The sequence below is a fragment of the Pseudomonas sp. 57B-090624 genome (assembly GCF_003234055.1).
GTDB classification, from domain to species: domain Bacteria; phylum Pseudomonadota; class Gammaproteobacteria; order Pseudomonadales; family Pseudomonadaceae; genus Metapseudomonas; species Metapseudomonas tohonis.
Window position 1 is genome coordinate 45026 of the sequence record NZ_QKRU01000012.1, and the last position, 14095, is coordinate 59120.

Sequence of the window (14095 nt, forward strand, 5' to 3'; positions counted from 1 at the left end):
GGGTTTCGCTGCGCTCTACCCATCCTACGTCTGAGAAACCCAGCGCAGCGGGGCGGGCAGCCTGATGTCGGGCCTCGCTGCGCTCGGCGCCAACCTGCGGTATGGCTCCCGGCCCTTGTTTCCGGCACCAATGAAAACGGCCCCGAAAGGGGCCGTTGTCGTATTGCAGCGGGGATCAGCCGCCCAGGTAGGCGTCGCGCACCTTGGGGTCGGTGAGCAGGGCTTCACCGGTGCCCTGCATGACGATCCGCCCGTTCTCCAGCACGTAGCCGCGATCCGCCAGCTTGAGCGCCTGGTTGGCGTTCTGCTCGACGAGGAACACGGTCACGCCATCACGGCGCAGCTGTTCGATGATGTCGAAGATCTGCTGGATGATGATCGGTGCCAGGCCCAGGGAGGGTTCGTCGAGCAGCAGCAGTTGCGGCTTGCTCATCAGCGCGCGGCCGATGGCGAGCATCTGCTGTTCACCGCCGGACATGGTGCCGGCGCGTTGCTCGAAGCGTTCCTTGAGGCGCGGGAAGAGGCCGAGGATCTTGTCCATCTGCTCGTCGTAGTCACCCTTGGGCGTGAAGAAACCGCCCATGGCCAGGTTCTCCTCGACGGTCAGGCGGGCGAACACGCGGCGGCCTTCCGGCACCACCGCGATGCTCTTGCGCATGATGTCGCTGGATTCCTGGCCGACCAGTTCCTCGCCCAGATAGCGGATGCTGCCGCTGGCCGCGCGCGGCGAGCCGCAGAGGGTCATCAGCAGGGTCGACTTGCCGGCGCCGTTGGCGCCGATCAGGGTGACGATCTCGCCACGGCTGACTTCCATGCTGACCTCGTGCAGCGCCTGGACCTTGCCGTAGAAGGTGGAAACCTTGTCGAAACTCAGCATGGCTCAGGCCTCCCCCAGATAGGCTTTGATCACATCCGGGTTGCTGCGGATCTGCTCCGGCGTACCGTCGGCCAGGGGGGTGCCCTGGTTGATCACGTAGATATGGTCGGAAATGCTCATGACCAGGTGCATGTCGTGCTCGATCAGCAGCACGGTGACGTTGTACTCGTTGCGCAGCAGGGCGATCAGGGCCTTGAGGTCCTCGGTCTCGCGCGGGTTGAGGCCGGCGGCCGGCTCGTCGAGCATGAGGATGCGCGGGCGCGTCATCATGCAGCGGGCGATCTCCAGGCGACGCTGCTGGCCGTAGGCGAGGGTGCCCGCCGGGCGGTTGGCGACGTCGGTCAGGTTGACCTGCTCCAGCCAGTGCGCGGCGTAGTCCATGGCCTCGCGCTCGCTCCTGCGGAAGCCCGGGGTCTTGAACAGGCCGGACAGGAAATTGGTGTTGAGGTGACGATGCTGGGCGACCAGCAGGTTCTCGACAGCGGTCATTTCCTTGAACAGGCGGACGTTCTGGAAGGTACGCACCACGCCCTTGCGGGCGATCTTGTGGCCCGGCAGGCCTTCGATCTGCTCACCGTCGAGGCGGATGCTGCCGCCGGTGGGCTGGTAGAAGCCGGTCAGGCAGTTGAACACGGTGGTCTTGCCGGCGCCGTTCGGGCCGATCATCGAGACCACCTGTTTTTCTTGGACGGACAGTGCCACGCCGTTGACGGCCAGGAGGCCGCCGAAACGCATGGAGAGGCCGCTTACTTCGAGAATCGGGCGGCTCATCACTTCAGCTCCAGGTGGGGACGTTGCATGGGCAGCAGGCCCTGCGGACGCCAGATCATCATCAGCACCATCAGGGCGCCGAACATCAGCATGCGGTACTCGTTGAATTCACGGGCGAGTTCCGGCAGCAGGATCATCACCACCGCAGCGAGGATGATCCCCAGCTGCGAACCCATGCCACCCAGCACGACGATGGCGAGGATGATCGCCGACTCGATGAAGGTGAAGGATTCGGGGGTCACCAGGCCTTGGCGGGCGGCGAAGAAGCTGCCGGCGAAACCGGCGAAGCAGGCGCCCAGGGTGAATGCGGAGAGCTTGATGATGGTGGGGTTCATGCCCAGTGCGCGGCAGGCGATCTCGTCTTCGCGCAGCGCTTCCCAGGCACGGCCGATGGGCATGCGCAGGAGGCGGTTGATCACGAACAGCGTCAGCAGCACCAGCAGCAGGGCGATCAGGTAGAGGAACACCACCTTGTTCACCGAGTTGTAGGCGATGCCGAAGTACTCGTGGAAGGTCTGCATGCCTTCGGCCGCGCGGCGCTCGAAGGAGAGGCCGAACAGGCTGGGCTTCTCGATGTTGCTGATGCCGTTGGGGCCGCCGGTGATCTCGGTGAGGTTGCGCAGCAGGATGCGGATGATCTCGCCGAAGCCGAGGGTCACGATGGCCAGGTAGTCACCGCGCAGGCGCAGCACCGGGAAGCCGAGGATGAAGCCGAAGAAGGCCGCCATCAGGCCGGCGATCGGCAGGCACACCCAGAAGCCCAGGCCGTAGTAGTGCGACAGCAGCGCGTAGCTATAGGCGCCCACGGCGTAGAAGCCGACGTAGCCCAGGTCCAGCAGGCCGGCGAGGCCGACCACGATGTTCAGGCCGAGGCCGAGCATCACGTAGATCAGGATCAGCGTGGCGATGTCCACCGCACCGCGCGAGCCGAAGAACGGCCAGGCGAGGGCGACCACGATCAGGCCGAGGATGATCCAGCGCTGGGTGGAGGGCAGGGTGAGGAAGTTGCTCGCCTTGCTGGAGAGCTTCGGCACCTTCGGCGCGCTGTCCCAGGCGCCCATCAGGCGGGTGCGGAACAGCTGCCAGAAGAACATGGCGATGGCGCAGCCGGCGATGGTCCAGAGCACGGCGGGGCTCGCGCCCTGTACCTGCAGGCTGATGCCCACGGTGCTGAGCTTCAGGCCCAGGACCGGGTAGGCGACGGCCAAGACCAGCAGCGCGCTGAAGAACGCGGTCTTGAGGGATTTCTGGCTGATCATACTTTTTCGACCTCCGGACGACCGAGGATGCCGGTGGGTCGGAACAGCAGCACCAGGACCAGCAGGCTGAAGGCCACGACGTCCTTGTACTGGTCACCGAAGATGTCGGCGCCGAAGGCTTCGGCCACGCCCAGGACCAGGCCGCCGAGCATGGCGCCCGGGATGCTGCCGATGCCGCCGAGTACCGCGGCGGTGAAGGCCTTGATGCCGGCGAGGAAGCCCAGGTGCGGGTTGATCACGCCGTACTGCATGCCCAGCAGCACCGCGGCGACGGCGGCCAGGGTGGCGCCGATGACGAAGGTGAGGGCGATGATGTTGTTGGTGTTGATCCCCAGCAGGTTGGCCATGCGGATGTCTTCCGCGCAGGCGCGGCAGGCACGGCCCAGGCGCGAGCGGGAGATGAACAGGGTGAGGCCCATCATCACCAGGAAGGTGACGACGAAGATCAGCACCTGCATGTACGAGATGGTGACCCCGTTCATGGTGCTTTCGCCGAACACGAAGTTCCCCGGGATCAGGTTGGGAATCGCCTTGTCCTTGGAATCCTGCGCGAGCAGGACCTCGTTCTGCAGGAATATCGACATGCCGATGGCGGAGATCAGCGGGATCAGGCGGTTGCTGCCGCGCAGCGGCCGGTAGGCGACCCGTTCGATGCTGTAGCCGTAGGCACTGGCGACGATGATGCTCGCGGAGAAGGCCGCGATCATGACGATGGGCAGACTGTCGATACCGAACATGGTGAGTCCGGCGATTACGATGAAGGCCACGTACGAGCCAATCATGTAAACCTCGCCATGGGCGAAGTTGATCATGCCGATGATGCCGTAGACCATGGTGTAGCCGATGGCGATCAGGGCATAGGTGCTGCCAACGGTCAGGCCGTTAACCAGCTGTTGCAGGTAGTGATAGAGATCAGGCATTCCCCAACTCCTCGGGCATCACGTAAAGCGGCGCTTGTGGCGCAGCGGAGCCCGCAAATCTCGAATAAACAAAGCCCACTGCTCTCGCAGTGGGCTCTGGGCTAAGGCGGGAAGCTTATTTGGCTTCGGTTTTGGTGCCGTCCTTGTGCCATTCGTAAACCACGAAGCTGAAGTCCTTCAGATCGCCCTTCTCGTCGAAGGAGAGGTTGCCGGTGGGGGTGGCGAAGCTGTTGGCGCGCAGGGCTGCGGCCACTTTGGCGGTGTCGTCCTCGCCGGCTTTCTTGATGCCTTCGGCAATCACTTGCACGGCGGCGTAGGCCGGGAACACGAACGGGCCGGTGGGGTCTTCGTTCTTGGCCTTGAAGGCGTCAACCAGGGCCTGGTTCTTCGGATCCTGGTCGAAGGACTTCGGCAGGGTGACCAGCAGGCCTTCGGAGGCCGGGCCGGCGATGGCCGAGATTTCCTTGTTGCCCACGCCTTCCGGACCCATGAAGCGGGCCTTCAGGCCTTTTTCAGCCGACTGGCGCAGCAGCAGGCCCAGTTCCGGGTGGTAGCCGCCGTAGTAGACGAAGTCGACGTTGGCCTGCTTCAGCTTGGCGATCAGGGCGGAGAAGTCCTTGTCGCCGGCGTTGATGCCTTCGAACAGGGCGACCTTGCCGCCCTTGGCTTCCAGGGTCTGCTTCACGGCCGTGGCGATGCCTTCGCCGTACTGCTGCTTGTCGTGGATGACGGCGACGGTCTTCGGCTTGATGTGGTCAGCGATGAAGTTGCCGGCGGTCGGGCCTTGCAGGCTGTCCAGGCCGATGGTGCGGAAGACCAGCTGGTAGCCACGGGAGGTGATTTCCGGGCTGGTGGACGCCGCGGTGATCATCAGGATGCCTTCGTCTTCATAGATGTCGGAGGCGGGCTGGGTGGAGCTGGAGCACAGGTGGCCGACGACGTACTTCACGCCATCGTTGACGATCTTGTTGGCTACGGCGACCGCTTGTTTCGGGTCGCAGGCGTCGTCGTACACCACGCCTTCCAGTTGAGCGCCGTTCACGCCGCCAGCCTTGTTGATCTGCTCGATCGCCATCTTGGCGCCGATGAATTGCATCTCACCGTACTGGGCGACAGCACCCGTTACCGGGCCGGCCAGGGCGATCTTGATGGTGTCGGCGGCTACGGAGTAGCTGGCAACACCGGCGAGGGCCATGGCGGCGAACAGTTTGGAAATCTGCTTGGTAGCCTTGTTCATAGTGCTCCACTCTTATGTTTTTCGTTGTTTTTGTCCTGATTGCCTACAGGACAGGGTCCTTTTTCCACCCCGCCATATCCCGCGGCAACTGTACCGGTACAGTGTAGAGTGCCGATTTGCGGCTTGAAAAGCCGACACATGGGGGGTGAATGTTCCTATGTCGCTTAATCACAACAAACGTATAGAAAAACGGCGTGCCCCGATTGGAGCAGGAAGCGTCTGGCTGGACTTGTGAACAAGACGGCAGGCGTTGGTTATCATTGCCCGCCCTGCAACCGTTACTTTCCCACTCAGAGCAAGCCATGAACGATTCCTCAAGCACCCTCTATGCCAAGCTGCTTGGCGAGACCGCCGCCATCACCTGGGAGGAGCTGCAGCCCTTCTTCGCACGGGGCGCGCTGCTCTGGGTCGAGGGCGCCGAGGACCTGGTCGGCGTGGCCCTGGCCGTGGCCGAGGACGACAAGCCCAAGGTTGCCGAGCTGCTGGGCCGTGGTGCGCTGAGCAAGGTCGAGGAGACCCGCGCCCAGGACCTGCTGGCGCGCGATCCCAAGCTCTGGGCCGTGGTGGTCGCCCCCTGGGTGCTGATCCAGGAGCGTGACGAGGCGCCGACCCGGCACTGATCGAAGGGAGTCCTGCGGCGCTCCTGCCGGTCCAGGCGGCTGCGACCGAAGCCTGCCTTCCCCTCGGGAGTGCCTCCCTGTTCAAGCCCGGCCACCTGCATCGCAGCGACCTCCTGGCCTGTCCGGCCAGCCCGGATTCACCTCGATCTCCCTTGCCAGGCCCGCCATGACGAGCAGGAGGGCACGCTGTTGCTGTTCCGCCTGCTGGGGGAGGTCGACGGCGAGCGTTTCGAGGAGGGTTTCGCGTTGCGCCGCGATGCCGCCTTCGACTTCGCCAGCGTCGTGTCGCGCATCGCCATGAAGCATGGCCGGCCTCCGGATGCCGGCCCCATCCTGCGTGACCACGAGGCGTTCGATGCGATGTTCGAAGACGTCCGTGGGCCATTACAGGTCGAGCCGGGCGAGCCGGTGGACCTCGATCGCCTGCACAAGGACGGGCGTTGAGCATTTCGGTGCCCTGATCTGGGGCATGGTGTTACCGGGTGCTCGATGGTGGTGCGCGATCCGGCTTCCCGGGAGACGTGCACAGCCTGACCGTTGGGTTTAGATTGGGCACCCGTTTTCCGGAGCCCACCTGCATGACCCTTCCCAGCATCGCCTTCGCCGGCATCGGCCTGATGGGCCTGCCGATGACCCGTCGCCTGCTCGCCGCCGGCTACCCGCTGTCGGTGTGGAACCGCAGCGCCGAGAAATGCGCCCCCCTCCAAGCCTTGTGCGCACGCCGTGTGGACAGCCCCGCTGCACTCTGCGCGCAGGCCGATATCGTCATGCTCTGCCTGGCCGATACGGCCGTGGTGCGCGAGGTGGTCTTCGGCCCGGGCGGCATCGTCGAAGGTGCGCGGCCCGGGCAGTTGCTGGTGGATTTCTCCAGCCTGGAGCCGGCGGCCACCCGGGAGATGGCGGCCGAACTCGAGCGCCGCACCGGCATGCGCTGGGTGGATGCACCGGTTTCCGGCGGCACGCCGGGTGCCGAGGCAGGCACCCTGGCGATCATGGCCGGCGGTCGGGAGGAGGATGTGGAGCGCGTGCGCCCGATACTGGCCCATCTCGGCCAGCGATTGACGCGCATGGGCGAGGTCGGTGCCGGCCAGGTGACCAAGGTGTGCAACCAGATGATCGTCGCGTGCAACGCCCTGGTGATCGCCGAAGTGGTGGCGCTCGCGGAAAGGTCCGGCGTCGACGCCAGCCTGCTGGCCCCCGCGCTCGCGGGTGGTTTCGCCGATTCCAGGCCGCTGCAGATCCTCGCGCCGCAGATGGCCGAGAGCCGCTTCGAACCGATCAAGTGGCACGTGCGCACCCTGCTCAAGGACCTGGACACCGCCGTCAAGCTGTCCCGCGAGGAGGGCAGCGCCACCCCCATGAGCGGCCTGGCCGCGCAACTGATGCGCCTGCACGGCAGCCAGGGCAACCTGGCGCGTGATCCCGCGACGCTGGTGGAGATGTACCGCGAGGAGCAGCCATGAAGATCGCCGCCAACCTCTCCATGCTGTTCACCGAGCTGCCGCTGATCGAACGCATCGGCGCCGCCGCCGCTGCGGGCTTCGGGGCGGTGGAAATCCAGTTTCCCTACGAATTGCCGGCCGGCGAGCTCAAGGCCGCACTGGACCAGGCCGGCCTGCCGCTGCTGCTGATCAACCTGCCCGCCGCCGACCTGCTGCAGGGCGGCCCGGGCCTGGCGGCGGTGCCGGCGCGCCAGGACGCGTTCGATGCCGCGCTGCGCCAGGCCTACGCCTACGCGGCGGTGGTCAACCCGCTGTTCGTCAACGTGCTGCCTGGCCGCCTGGTCGAGGGGCTCGACCGCGAGACGGCCCTGGCGACCCTGGAGGCGAACCTGCGCAAGGCCGCCGACACCCTCCATCCGCTGGGCATCCGGGTGCTGGTCGAAGCCATCAACCCGATCGACATGCCGGGCTTCCTGATCAATACGCCGGAGCACCTGGATGAACTGCTGCGTGCCGTAGGCCGGCCGAACGTCGCCGCGCAGTTCGACCTGTACCACATGGCCCGCCAGGAGCTGGACGTGGTCGCCGGCATCCGCCTGCTGGCGGGGTCCATCGCCCATGTGCAGTTCGCCGATTGCCCCGGCCGTGCCGAGCCGGGCTCGGGCTCGGTGGATTTCCCGCCCCTGCTCGATGCGCTGGTGGAGAGTGGCTACGCCGGCTGGCTGGCCGCCGAGTACCGGCCGGGCAAGCCGACCGGGGAGAGCCTGGGCTGGCTGCCCGCATTCAAGGCGCGCTGAGGGCGTGAGGCGGTCGGACGGGCGTCACGCCCATGGAGGGGGGTGGTTCCCGTCCGGCTTCCATCATTCGGCGGCAGTGTTGGATTGTCCTACATAACGCTTGCGAATGTTCGCAGACAGGACACGGCCGCAAGGTCTAGATTGCGGCTTACAAGCCTGGCAGGCGGTTTGCCAGGCAGATAACAACAATCGAGACCGACCCCATGCAGCCTTTGCAGCCTTCCCCCCAGGCGGCGAACGCCTGGCGCGTTCTGTTCCTGCTGTTCCTTGCCAACCTGTTCAACTTCTTCGACCGCACCATCCCGGCCATCATCATCGAGCCGGTGCGCCACGAGTGGAGCCTGAGCGACTTCCAGCTCGGCCTGATCGGTACCGCCTTCACCCTCGTCTACGCCATCGCCGGCCTGCCGCTCGGGCGCATGGCCGACACCGGTTCGCGCAAGAAGATCATGGGCTGGGGCCTGGCGGTGTGGAGTGGCCTCACGGCGGTCAACGCCCTGGCGTGGAATTTCTGGAGCTTCCTGCTGATCCGCATGGGCGTAGGCATCGGTGAGGCCAGCTACGCGCCGGCCGCCAACTCGCTGATCGGTGACCTGTTCCCGGCCAACAAGCGCGCCCGCGCCATGGGCATCTTCATGCTCGGCCTGCCGCTGGGCCTGGTGCTGGCCTTCTTCACCATCGGCGCCATGGTCCAGGCCTTCGGCAGCTGGCGTGCGCCCTTCGTCATCGCCGCGATCCCGGGGCTGATCCTGGCGCTGTTCATGTTCTTCATCAAGGAACCGGCCCGGGGGGCCGCGGAATCGGTCAAGGTCGACCTCTCGCCCGTGGACAAGCCGCTGCGGCGGGTCCTGGCGATCCGCACCTTCTGGTGGCTGACCCTGGCCGGCCTCACCTTCAACTTCGCCACCTATGCCTGCAACTCCTTCATGGTGCCGATGCTGCAGCGCTACTTCCTGCTGCCGCTGCAGAGCGCGGCCGTGGCCACCGGGGTGATCTGCGGGGTCACCGGGCTGATCGGCCTGACCGTCGGTGGCTGGCTGGCCGACAAGGCCCACGAGAAGTCCGAGCGTGGCCGCCTGCTGCTGGCCACCGGCAGCATGCTGGTCGCCACCCTCGCCACCGGTTTCGCGTTGTTCTCCGGGCGCATCGAGATCGGTCTCTTCGTCGGTGTGTTCAGCATCGGCTGGCTGTTCGCCTACACCTTCTATACCTGCGTCTACACCGCCATCCAGGACGTGATCGAGCCGCGCCTGCGGGCCACGGCAATGGCGCTGTTCTTCGCCGGCCTCTACCTGCTCGGCGGTGGCCTCGGCCCGGTGGTGGTGGGGCTCCTGTCCGACCACTTCGCCCACGCCGCGATGTACGCCGCCGGCGCCAGCGAGATGACCGAGCAGTTCAAGGCCATCGGCCTGCACGACGCCATGTACCTGATTCCCGTGGCCCTGGGCCTGACCATGCTGGCGCTGCTCCTGGCCGCCCGCTGCTTCGGCCGCGATGCCCGCAGCATGCGCGCGGGGCTGGAGACGGGCAGCGTCAATGCGGTGCCGGCCTGAGGCCTATGTCTTGTGGATAAGGGCGGCGTTCCCTGAATGCCGTCTAGCCGGCGTGGGAGCGAATTCATTCGCGATGAACCCTGGCGCAGGGCCCTTCCTGTAACTCCGCTCGATGGGTTTCGCTTCGCTCTACCCATCCTACGAGATGACCAGCCTACAGGCGCCGAAGCGGTTATGTAGGGCAAAGAAAAAGCGCGCCGAAGCGCGCTTTTTCATTTCCCGCGAACCTCGGTCAACCCGCTACCAGCACGCGGATTGCCTCCAGGCGCAGGGCGGCTTTTTCCATCAGCGCCAGGCCGTCGTCGCGCTGCTTGCGCAGGGCGTCGATCTCGCTGTCGCGAACGCTGGGGTTGACGGCCTTGAGGGCGGTCATGCGCGCCAGTTCCTCGTCCAGCTCGGCGCTCAGGCGCTTCACGGCATCGGCCACGCGGGCTTCGTGACGCGGGCGGATTTTCGCTTCGGCGGCGTGGATCTGTGCCGAGAGCACATCGCGCTGGGCCTGGACGAACTTGTTGGCGCTGCCGCGCGGCACGCTTTCCAGCTGGTCGTTGAGGGTGTCGAACGCCACCTTGCTGGCCAGGTCGTTGCCGTTGGCGTCGAGCAGGCAGCGCAGCGCCGCCGGCGGCAGGTAGCGGCCCAGTTGCAGGGAGCGGGGGGCCACCACTTCGCTGACGTAGAGCAGCTCGAGCAGCACGGTGCCGGGTTTGAGCGCCTTGTTCTTGATCAGCGCCACCGAGGTGTTGCCCATGGAGCCGGACAGCACCAGGTCCATGCCGCCCTGCACCATGGGGTGTTCCCAGGTGAGGAACTGCATGTCCTCGCGGGACAGCGCCTGGTTGCGGTCATAGGTGATGGTCACGCCTTCGTCGTCGCCCAGGGGGAAGCCGGCGTCGAGCATCTTCTCGCCCGGCTTGAGCACCAGGGCGTTCTCGGAGTGGTCCTCGCTGTCGATGCCGAAGGCGTCGAACAGGGCCTCCATATAGATGGGCAGGGCGAACTGGTCGTCCTGCTCGTGGATCGCCTCCACCAGCGCCTGGCCTTCGCCGGCACCGCCGGAGTTGAGCTCCAGCAGGCGGTCGCGGCCGGCGTGCAGCTCGCCTTCCAGGCGCTTGCGCTCGGCTTCGGCCTCGTCCACCAGGGCCTGCCATTCGCCGTCGTCGCCGCCGTCCAGCAGCGGCAGCAGGCGCGGGCCGAACTGGTGCTGCAGGGCGTTGCCGGTGGGGCAGGTGGCGAGGAAGGCGTTGAGTGCCTGGTTGTACCACTGGAACAGGCGCTCCTGCGGGCTGGTTTCCAGGTAGGGCACGTGCAGCTGGATGGTGTGCTTCTGGCCGATGCGGTCGAGGCGGCCGATGCGCTGTTCCAGCAGGTCCGGGTGGGCCGGCAGGTCGAACAGCACCAGGTGATGGGCGAACTGGAAGTTGCGGCCTTCGCTGCCGATCTCGGAGCAGATCAGCACCTGGGCGCCGAATTCCTCGTCGGCGAAGTAGGCGGCGGCGCGGTCGCGCTCGAGGATGCTCATGCCTTCGTGGAACACGGTGGCGGGGATGCCGGAACGCACGCGCAGGGCGTCTTCCAGGTCCAGCGCGGTCTCGGCGTGGGCACAGATGACCAGCACCTTGAACTTCTTGAGCATCTTCAGGGTGTCGATCAGCCATTCGACGCGCGGGTCGAAGCGCCACCAGCGCTCGGCCTCGTCACCGTTTTCCTGCTGCGCCTGGAAGCTGACTTCCGGGTACAGGTCGGGGTGTTCGCCCACCGGCAGCTCCATGTATTCCACGGGGTTCGGCAGCGGGTAGGGGTGCAGGTTGCGCTCGGGGAAGCCCTGCACCGCAGCGCGGGTGTTGCGGAACAGCAGGCGGCCGGTGCCGTGGCGGTCCAGCAGCTCGCGCACCAGGCGTGCGGCGGCCTCGCTGTCGCCATCGGCGACGGCGGCCAGCAGGGCTTCGCCTTCGGCGCCGAGGAAGCCGGAGATGGTGGCGTGGGCGTCGGGTGACAGGCGGCCCTGGTCCAGCAGCTCCTGCACGGCTTCGGCGATGGGCTTGTAGTTGGCGCTTTCGGCACGGAAGGCTTCCAGGTCATGGAAGCGCGCCGGATCGAGCAGGCGCAGGCGGGCGAAGTGGCTGTCCTGGCCAAGCTGCTCCGGGGTGGCGGTGAGCAGCAGCACGCCGGGGATGACCTCGGCCAGTTGCTCGACCAGGCAGTATTCGTCGCTGGCCTGCTCCGGGTGCCAGACCAGGTGGTGGGCTTCGTCGACCACCAGCAGGTCCCAGCCGGCGGCGAAGGCGGCATCCTGGGCCTTCTCGCTGTCCTTCAGCCACTCCAGGGATACCAGCGCCAGCTGCGCGTCCTCGAAGGGGTTGCTGGCGTCGCTCTCGAGGAAGCGCTCGCCGTCGAACAGCGCGACCTGCAGGTTGAAGCGGCGGCGCATTTCCACCAGCCACTGGTGCTGGAGGTTCTCCGGTACCAGGATCAGCACGCGGTTGGCGCGGCCGGACAGCAGCTGGCGGTGGATCACCAGGCCCGCTTCGATGGTCTTGCCCAGGCCCACTTCGTCGGCCAGCAGGACGCGCGGGGCGATGCGGTCGGCCACCTCACGGGCGATGTGCAACTGGTGGGCGATGGGTTGCGCGCGGGCGCCGCCGAGGCCCCAGAGCGGGGACTGCAGCAGGCGGCTCTGGTGCTCCAGGGTGTGATAGCGCAGGCCGAACCAGTTCATCGGGTCGATCTGGCCGGCGAACAGGCGATCGCTGGCCAGGCGGAACTGGATGAAGTTGGAGAGCTGGGTCTCCGGCAGGGTGCGTTCTTCGTGCTGCGCAGTGAGGCCGTGGTAGATCAGCAGGCCGTCGATGTCGTCGACTTCCTGGACGGTGAGCTTCCAGCCGTCGAAATGGGTGATCTCGTCACCCGGGGCGAAGCGGACGCGGGTCAGGGGCGCATTGCGCAGGGCGTACTGGCGGGTTTCGCCCGTGGCCGGGTAGAGCACTGTGAGCAGGCGTCCATCCGATGCCAGGATGGTCCCGAGCCCCAGTTCCGCTTCGCTGTCACTGATCCAGCGTTGCCCCGGTTGGTACTGCTGCGCCATGCGTCTCTCCCACCATGCAAAAAAGCCGGCAAGTTTAACGGAACGCGGTGCCAAGAGCGACGGGACTTGCGCTCCATATGTCTGTTGCAGTGTAGCGAGCGGCGTTAAAGTAGTGATACGCCCTGCCGACAGTCTGATCAGAGGAGGGCCGAAACCATGTTGCCGCCGATACCCCATAGCCTGGTTCCCGTGACATCCCAGCAGGACGTGATCAAGCCGCGTCCTGACATCCCGCCTGTCACGCCGGCGAAGGAAGGCTCCGAGGAAAGCGCCATCGGCCTGGACCGGCGCCACCCGCAGGAGGCCGAGGAACTGCTCCGCGAGGAGCAGCGCCGCCGCCAGCGCCGGGGCTACACGGCCGAGGAGCTGGCCGAGGGCGATGTGAAACAGGCCGACGAAGAGGTGATCGAGCAGCTCCCGCGCCAGGGGCTGTGGGTGGATGTCGAGGTCTGAGGCGCGCATGATTCCCACCCAGCCCCTTACCGGTTGACCCCGTGGACCTGTTCGACGACATCCCACTCGACCTGCCCGACGCCCAGCTGCGTTTCGAACCCCATTGGCTCGCTGTCGAAGAAGCCGACGACTGGTTCGCCCGCCTGGTCGCCGAAACCCCCTGGGAACAACCCAGCGTCCATCTGCACGGCCGCGACTACCCGGTGCCCAGGCTGCTGGCCTGGTACGGCGATGCCGAGGCCAGCTACCGCTACTCGGGCCTGGTGCACCGCCCGCTGCCCTGGACGCCGCTGCTGGCCGAGATCCGTGCCCGCGTGCAGGCGGCGGTCGGCCAGCCACTCAACGGCGCGCTGCTCAACTATTACCGCGACGGCCAGGATTCCATGGGCTGGCACAGCGACGACGAGGCAGAGCTCGGTCGCGATCCGCTGATCGCTTCGTTGAACCTCGGCGGAACCCGGCGTTTCGATCTGCGTCGCAAGGGGAGCGGGCGCATCGGTCACTCGTTGCAGCTCGGGCACGGGGCGCTGCTGGTCATGAGCGGTCCGACACAGCATCATTGGCAACACCAGGTGGCGAAGACGCGCACGCCCTGCGCTCCTCGCCTGAATCTCACCTTCCGCTGGATCCGTTCATGAGCAATGACGAGAAACTGGTCGACTTCGGCGCCGAGCGTGAAAAACGCATCCATGACCTGCACGAGAAACGCCTGAACGACGTGCGCAACGCCTTCGAGCAGGCCATGCCCCTGGGCAAGTCGAAAAAGCCCCGCAAGCCGAAAAAGCGCTGAATCCCTCCGCTGCACCCCATTTAAATTGACCTGGATCAGTTCCCCGACGGCCTCGCCGGCGGGGCTCTGCGCCCATTGATCCAGATCAATTTCCCCTGCCCGGCGCGGGTCTACCTTTGACCCATCGAAACACACAACGCCAACGCAGGAGGCAGCCAAATGTTCATCGATGTAGTGGTTCTCGCCGGTATCGGGACCGTAGGTCTGATGGTCGCCTTCTTCGCAGGCGTCGGATATTTCATCTGGAAGGACTCGCACAAGCGCGACAAGGCTTGAGTCCACCAGGTTCACAGG

The 14095-nt window shown here is 66.1% G+C and carries 15 protein-coding genes; 9 read left to right on the forward strand and 6 right to left on the reverse strand.

The window, feature by feature from the left end:
- Positions 1-175: 175 nt before the first annotated feature.
- The 5 genes from DMX10_RS07950 to DMX10_RS07970 form a co-directional block, all read right to left on the reverse strand.
- Positions 176-877, reverse strand: a complete 702-nt coding sequence (locus DMX10_RS07950; RefSeq protein WP_043242782.1) for an ABC transporter ATP-binding protein — start codon at positions 875-877, stop codon at positions 176-178.
- 3 nt (positions 878-880) lie between these two features.
- Positions 881-1648, reverse strand: coding sequence for a high-affinity branched-chain amino acid ABC transporter ATP-binding protein LivG (livG, locus tag DMX10_RS07955; RefSeq protein ID WP_111260595.1), 768 nt, complete (start codon positions 1646-1648; stop codon positions 881-883).
- The gene (locus DMX10_RS07960; protein ID WP_111260596.1) at positions 1648-2907 is read right to left on the reverse strand and encodes a high-affinity branched-chain amino acid ABC transporter permease LivM; all 1260 of its coding nucleotides are present in this window, start codon (positions 2905-2907) and stop codon (positions 1648-1650) included. Before DMX10_RS07960 ends, livG begins: the two co-directional genes overlap by 1 nt.
- A complete protein-coding gene (gene livH / locus DMX10_RS07965) occupies positions 2904-3827 on the reverse strand; it encodes a high-affinity branched-chain amino acid ABC transporter permease LivH (protein WP_111260597.1) in 924 nt (307 codons plus the stop codon). Before livH ends, DMX10_RS07960 begins: the two co-directional genes overlap by 4 nt.
- A 115-nt stretch (positions 3828-3942) precedes the next feature.
- Positions 3943-5064 carry a branched-chain amino acid ABC transporter substrate-binding protein gene (locus DMX10_RS07970; protein WP_021219241.1) on the reverse strand — a complete coding sequence of 374 codons (1122 nt, stop codon included), beginning with the start codon at positions 5062-5064 and terminating at the stop codon, positions 3943-3945.
- A gap of 302 nt (positions 5065-5366) precedes the next feature.
- Here DMX10_RS07970 and DMX10_RS07975 point away from each other — a divergent pair, with 302 nt between their 5' ends.
- The 5 genes from DMX10_RS07975 to DMX10_RS07995 all read left to right on the forward strand — a co-directional run bounded on the left by DMX10_RS07975 (position 5367) and on the right by DMX10_RS07995 (position 9476).
- On the forward strand, positions 5367-5684 hold the full coding sequence (locus DMX10_RS07975; RefSeq protein WP_111260598.1) for a DUF2288 domain-containing protein: 318 nt from the start codon (positions 5367-5369) through the stop codon (positions 5682-5684).
- A gap of 189 nt (positions 5685-5873) precedes the next feature.
- Entirely contained in the window at positions 5874-6128 is a 255-nt protein-coding gene (locus DMX10_RS07980) for a DUF5064 family protein (RefSeq protein WP_236204669.1), read from the forward strand.
- A 134-nt stretch (positions 6129-6262) separates the two neighbouring features.
- Positions 6263-7147, forward strand: a complete 885-nt coding sequence (locus DMX10_RS07985) for an NAD(P)-dependent oxidoreductase (RefSeq protein ID WP_111260599.1) — start codon at positions 6263-6265, stop codon at positions 7145-7147.
- The gene (locus tag DMX10_RS07990; protein WP_111260600.1) at positions 7144-7923 is read left to right on the forward strand and encodes a hydroxypyruvate isomerase family protein; all 780 of its coding nucleotides are present in this window, start codon (positions 7144-7146) and stop codon (positions 7921-7923) included. Before DMX10_RS07985 ends, DMX10_RS07990 begins: the two co-directional genes overlap by 4 nt.
- Positions 7924-8135: 212 nt before the next feature.
- Entirely contained in the window at positions 8136-9476 is a 1341-nt protein-coding gene (locus DMX10_RS07995) for an MFS transporter (RefSeq protein ID WP_111260662.1), read from the forward strand.
- 232 nt (positions 9477-9708) lie between these two features.
- Here DMX10_RS07995 and rapA read toward each other — a convergent pair whose 3' ends face one another.
- Positions 9709-12558, reverse strand: coding sequence for an RNA polymerase-associated protein RapA (gene rapA / locus DMX10_RS08000; protein WP_111260601.1), 2850 nt, complete (start codon positions 12556-12558; stop codon positions 9709-9711).
- A 156-nt stretch (positions 12559-12714) separates the two neighbouring features.
- Between rapA and DMX10_RS08005 the strand changes: the two genes are divergently transcribed.
- From DMX10_RS08005 to ccoM, 4 genes are all read left to right on the forward strand, one after another.
- Positions 12715-13011, forward strand: a complete 297-nt coding sequence (locus tag DMX10_RS08005; protein ID WP_111260602.1) for an aspartate-semialdehyde dehydrogenase — start codon at positions 12715-12717, stop codon at positions 13009-13011.
- Positions 13012-13052: 41 nt separating this feature from the next.
- Complete coding sequence (locus DMX10_RS08010; RefSeq protein WP_111260603.1) at positions 13053-13649, forward strand: alpha-ketoglutarate-dependent dioxygenase AlkB; 597 nt, start codon at positions 13053-13055, stop codon at positions 13647-13649.
- The gene (locus DMX10_RS08015) at positions 13646-13801 is read left to right on the forward strand and encodes a hypothetical protein (RefSeq protein ID WP_111260604.1); all 156 of its coding nucleotides are present in this window, start codon (positions 13646-13648) and stop codon (positions 13799-13801) included. The genes DMX10_RS08010 and DMX10_RS08015 overlap by 4 nt, the downstream gene beginning before the upstream one ends.
- A gap of 159 nt (positions 13802-13960) precedes the next feature.
- Positions 13961-14077: a cytochrome c oxidase subunit CcoM gene (gene ccoM, locus DMX10_RS33430; protein ID WP_276574430.1), complete on the forward strand. Its 117-nt coding sequence runs from the start codon at positions 13961-13963 to the stop codon at positions 14075-14077.
- Positions 14078-14095 lie beyond the last annotated feature (18 nt).

Coding starts and splice junctions, on each gene's coding strand:
- DMX10_RS07950 (WP_043242782.1), bottom strand. CDS start 877: ATGCTGAGTTTCGACAAGGTTTCCACCTTCTACGGCAAGGTCCAGGCG.
- rapA (WP_111260601.1), bottom strand. CDS start 12,558: ATGGCGCAGCAGTACCAACCGGGGCAACGCTGGATCAGTGACAGCGAA.
- livH (WP_111260597.1), bottom strand. CDS start 3,827: ATGCCTGATCTCTATCACTACCTGCAACAGCTGGTTAACGGCCTGACC.
- DMX10_RS08015 (WP_111260604.1), top strand. CDS start 13,646: ATGAGCAATGACGAGAAACTGGTCGACTTCGGCGCCGAGCGTGAAAAA.
- DMX10_RS07960 (WP_111260596.1), bottom strand. CDS start 2,907: ATGATCAGCCAGAAATCCCTCAAGACCGCGTTCTTCAGCGCGCTGCTG.
- livG (WP_111260595.1), bottom strand. CDS start 1,648: ATGAGCCGCCCGATTCTCGAAGTAAGCGGCCTCTCCATGCGTTTCGGC.
- DMX10_RS08005 (WP_111260602.1), top strand. CDS start 12,715: ATGTTGCCGCCGATACCCCATAGCCTGGTTCCCGTGACATCCCAGCAG.
- ccoM (WP_276574430.1), top strand. CDS start 13,961: ATGTTCATCGATGTAGTGGTTCTCGCCGGTATCGGGACCGTAGGTCTG.
- DMX10_RS07975 (WP_111260598.1), top strand. CDS start 5,367: ATGAACGATTCCTCAAGCACCCTCTATGCCAAGCTGCTTGGCGAGACC.
- DMX10_RS07970 (WP_021219241.1), bottom strand. CDS start 5,064: ATGAACAAGGCTACCAAGCAGATTTCCAAACTGTTCGCCGCCATGGCC.
- DMX10_RS07985 (WP_111260599.1), top strand. CDS start 6,263: ATGACCCTTCCCAGCATCGCCTTCGCCGGCATCGGCCTGATGGGCCTG.
- DMX10_RS07990 (WP_111260600.1), top strand. CDS start 7,144: ATGAAGATCGCCGCCAACCTCTCCATGCTGTTCACCGAGCTGCCGCTG.